This window comes from uncultured Streptococcus sp., from assembly GCF_963521865.1.
Taxonomy (GTDB): domain Bacteria; phylum Bacillota; class Bacilli; order Lactobacillales; family Streptococcaceae; genus Streptococcus.
Genome location: NZ_CAUQWY010000085.1, coordinates 1 through 3,052, shown reverse-complemented (window position 1 = coordinate 3,052; position 3,052 = coordinate 1). Strand labels below are relative to the sequence as shown.

Below are 3,052 nucleotides of genomic sequence, written 5' to 3'. Positions count from 1 at the left end.
TAGATCCTAAGACAGGAACGGTCACTCCTACAGAGACTAGAACGTATGGCCCAACCAAAGCGCCAACAGTTGAGACAAGACCTGTCCCATCTCCAGTCCGTTACGAAGGTGACACAAGTCGTGACAAAGATTCAGATCCAGTTAGAGAAGAAGGAACTCCTGGAGAAGACACGATCACGACAACGTACACAGTGGATCCTAATACAGGAGCGATTACTCCAACAGTAGGTGATCCAGTTCGTACGAAACAACCAACAGACACAGTTATCAAAGTAGGAACAAAACCAAAAGTTGAAACAACTACAGATCCTGAAGGTCGAACTGTCACTACTACGACAACGTACAAAGTAGATCCTAAGACAGGAACGGTCACTCCTACAGAGACTAGAACGTATGGCCCAACAAGTAAAAACGGTGAACCAGAAGTTCAAACAGAAACCCCAGAATACACAGGTCCAATCTCGTCAAACGGAGTGGATGGAAACGGGAACTTAATAGATCCGCCAACAGTTGAATTACCAGAATTCAACGGTGGAGTAAATGGAGAACTTCCAGATCCAGTAGAATTACCAAAAGTTAAGTTAATCATCACTAAATGGATTGATGAACAAGGTAATGAATTGAAGCCAGCAGATGCGAAAGCTCCAGCAGTATTAGGTGAAGCGAATGAAGCATTTGAACATGGTGAAATTGAAGGTTACGTATTTGTAAGAACAGATGTTAATGAAGAAGGTGATGTTGTAACTCATGTCTTCAGAAAAGTTACTCCAACTAAACCAGAAGGTAATGGGGAACAACAAGGTGGAGATAACACACCACAACCAACACCTGGAGTACCAACTGATAACACAGAACGTAAACCTGAAACAGAAAAACCTACTGTGCCAGATACCAAACAGGCTGAACAACCAACTCAAACAGTTGATGCTCAGGTAGCTCCTTCTCAAAATCAAGCAGTATTGCCAAATACTGGTACGAAAGCAGATCGTGCTACAGGTGCATTAGGTGCTCTCTCTCTTCTTGGAGCATTTGGTTTGCTATTTGCTAAAAAGAAGAAAGACGATGAAGAAGAAACACGAAACAATTAAGATGAGTCATTAAATTGAACTGAAAATGGGTTGTGTTAATTCTTAGAGGAAGTAACGGATAGAAAGAAGTTTAAAAGCTACTTTCTATCCGCCTTTCTTTAGAATAAATGTAAGCGCTTTAATAAAGACGTAAAGGAGAAATTTTGATATGGTTGAATATAGATTAAGAGATATTTTGAGTGAAATAAACGGAACAAGTTGGTATTGGATTTATAGGCTTGAACGTGATAATAGGAGGACTACAGGACGTGTTAATGTGAGATATTACAATGGTGCCTTATTGATAAGATGGGATGAAGAAAGCCTTAGAGTGCGATTTGGAGATAATCCTCCATTAAGTTTTAGTGATAGAATAGTTGTGGATTTCGAAAATGATACGATTATTATCAGAGATAGCGGTTGGAAAATTTATTTAGATACAAGATCATAGGATTTATTAGTTAAGATTTCCGAGCTAATACACTAAAAGTAAAAGAGAATTTGAAAGGGAGACACTGTAAGTATGAAAAATAATTATGATGATTATTTAAACTTAATGTTTGATAAAGGCATAATTGCAGATTTAAAAGGAAAAAATCAAGAAGAGAATCCTAGTTTAGAAAATGTTGATGAATTAGCTGATTATCTTATAAATTATGTGAAAAGACATTATACTATCTATGAATACTATGTTTCTCCAAATATCTCCAATTTTTATAGTAAGCATAGAAAGTTTACAAGATTCATTTTTATATGTCTTTCTTTGTTTGATTCTGAAAGTGATATCAGTAGTCTTTTAAAAAAATATAAATTTAATGAAGATTCGATATGGGAAATCGAACATATTGTTCCTCAAAATCAGTACTTCAATAAATTTAATAAAAAAAATTCTAAGCTGAAAAATAGAATCGGTAATCTGACTTTGTTAACCAAAAAAACAAATCAAGAGATTAGTAATGGATCATTTGCTAAAAAGAAGGAAAGTTTAACTTGTGAGGAAAAATATTTAAAAATTAATAATATATTTAAAATAGATAAAGTGCATATTTCAAAAAAAGATATATGTGAGCGAGAGAAGGAAATAAATAAATATATATATGATATCTTTATAAAAGATAGAGGAAAATTATTGCAAGATAAATTACATGAATTTATAGATGCCCAAGGATAGAATCGGTGTTAATTGGCATTAAATTGCCTATAGATTTTAACTTTTCTCATCTTTTATAAAATCCATATCTTTCATACAATTTGGTGAGGGTTTACCTTTGCAGATTGTATAGAGTCAATGAAGATGCTGGGGAAAAAGTCTTGGAAATCAGAAGAACGCATAGTATCAGGTGTTGAACCTTGATATTATGCGTTTTATTGTTGGAAGATTTACTTCATTTTCTCCTGAAATTGAGTTTTTTGCCTAATATACCATTTGCTATAAAATAAGCGCAACCAAGTCATAACAAGGAATCTATCAGAATTTCCAAACTACCGGTAAATTAGATAAAAATAATTATCGGAGGAAAGGTATTATACTATGATGATTCAACTAAGCGATTTAGGTCAAGTTTACCTTGTTTGTGGCGAGACATATAGGTGGCAGAGAATAGACTCCTTAGTCTATTTAGTTAAAAGCTAATTGGAATTAGATCTCTTTTCAGGGCAGGGCTTGCTCTTTTGTGGTGGACGCATACGTTTTACCTGATATTTACTCGATATTCTCGAGAAAAATTCCAGGAGCTACAATGAATATAAATCAACTGATGTGATAGGAGATGATGGATTTATTTTATAGGTAGAGGAGGAATCGCTTTTTGTTCTTAATTCAGTAATATAATAACATATTATGAATGTTAAAAATTTTTAATTTTATTTGATGAGATAAACGGGTTTATAGTTGTTTAATTATGTCAAAAATGGTATAATTGAGCTGTGATAGCTGTGATAGCTGTGATAGCTGTGATAGCTGTGATAGCTGTGATAGCTGTGAT

General features: G+C 34.1%; 3 protein-coding genes. All 3 read left to right on the top strand.

What is annotated here, in order from left to right:
- Positions 1-1,088 (top strand): LPXTG cell wall anchor domain-containing protein (locus tag RWO85_RS10095; RefSeq protein WP_314415715.1); only part of this gene is annotated, 1,088 nt, incomplete at its 5' end.
- 148 nt (positions 1,089-1,236) lie between these two features.
- Complete coding sequence (locus RWO85_RS10090) at positions 1,237-1,518, top strand: hypothetical protein (protein WP_314415713.1); 282 nt, start codon at positions 1,237-1,239, stop codon at positions 1,516-1,518.
- A 72-nt stretch (positions 1,519-1,590) separates the two neighbouring features.
- The gene (locus tag RWO85_RS10085; RefSeq protein WP_314415709.1) at positions 1,591-2,238 is read left to right on the top strand and encodes an HNH endonuclease family protein; all 648 of its coding nucleotides are present in this window, start codon (positions 1,591-1,593) and stop codon (positions 2,236-2,238) included.
- The last annotated feature ends 814 nt before the right edge of the window (positions 2,239-3,052 follow it).

Coding starts and splice junctions, on each gene's coding strand:
- RWO85_RS10090 (WP_314415713.1), top strand. CDS start 1,237: ATGGTTGAATATAGATTAAGAGATATTTTGAGTGAAATAAACGGAACA.
- RWO85_RS10085 (WP_314415709.1), top strand. CDS start 1,591: ATGAAAAATAATTATGATGATTATTTAAACTTAATGTTTGATAAAGGC.